Below are 1,058 nucleotides of genomic sequence, written 5' to 3' on the forward strand. Positions count from 1 at the left end.
GGCGGTTTCAGGGGGTCGACGCAACACTGCTGTTAGTTGGTGGTGATTAGATCACGCAGACGCTCGGCTGGGGTATCCCAGCCGAGCGTTTTGCGTGGTCGGCCGTTGAGCTGCTGGGCGACGTGCTCGAGGTCGGCGGGGCTGTAGACGCTCAGATCGGTGCCTTTGGGGAAGTACTGCCGCAGCAGCCCGTTGGTGTTCTCGTTGGTGCCGCGCTGCCAAGGGCTGGCCGGGTCGCAGAAGTAGACCTGCATGTCGGTCGCCACGCTGATCTGCGTGTGCCGGGCCATCTCCGCCCCTTGATCCCAGGTCAGCGACCCGCGCAGGTGCGCAGGGAGGTCTTTCATCGCCGTGATGATCGCATCACGGACCTGCTCGGCGTCGTGCCCAGCGGGCAGGTGCAGCAGCATCGTGTAGCGGGTAGCGCGCTCGACGAGAGTGCCGATCGCGGTCTTGTTCTGCTCCCCGGTGATCAGATCACCTTCCCAGTGCCCAGGGACCGCACGGTCTTCGACCTCGGCGGGACGGTCGCTGATCATCACCATCGGGTCGATGAATCGCTGATACCGCTCGCCCTCGCGGCGTTGCGCCTTCCGGCGCGTGCGGCCGGTCCGGAGTGCTTGCTGCACTTCGCGTTTCAGTCCACCGCGGGCTTGGAAGTACAAGGCTTGGTAGATCGTTTCGTGGCTCACCCGCATGCTCTCGTCGTCGGGATGATCCCGGCGCAGGCGGTATGAGATCTGCTCCGGCGAGAGCTTCCTCGACAAGCCTTCCTCGACCGCTGCCCGCAGGATCGTGTTCACCACCAGTTTGGACTGCTTCGGCCGGGCTCGGTCCGCCACCGCCACCCGATGCGCCCGGTGCGGCAGATACCGGCCGGCGATACTGTGCCCGCGCACCTCCCGCGAGATCGTGGAGACGTGCTTACCGATCCGGGCGGCGATGGTGCGCATCGAGTCCTTGACCACCAGCGCGTCGGCGATCGCGATCCGGTCATCGAGCGAGAGGTAGCGGTCACTGACCGTGGTGGCTGAAGCATCGACTCGGTCCAAGACAGT

1 protein-coding gene is annotated in these 1,058 nt (G+C 65.6%); it reads right to left on the reverse strand.

Annotated elements, in window-relative coordinates:
- Nucleotides 1–32 precede the first annotated feature (32 nt).
- On the reverse strand, nucleotides 33–1,058 hold a 1,026-nt coding region (locus tag EV191_RS30000; RefSeq protein ID WP_424565513.1), incomplete at its 5' end, for an IS30 family transposase.

It is taken from the genome of Tamaricihabitans halophyticus, assembly GCF_004340875.1.
GTDB classification, from domain to species: Bacteria; Actinomycetota; Actinomycetes; order Mycobacteriales; family Pseudonocardiaceae; genus Tamaricihabitans; species Tamaricihabitans halophyticus.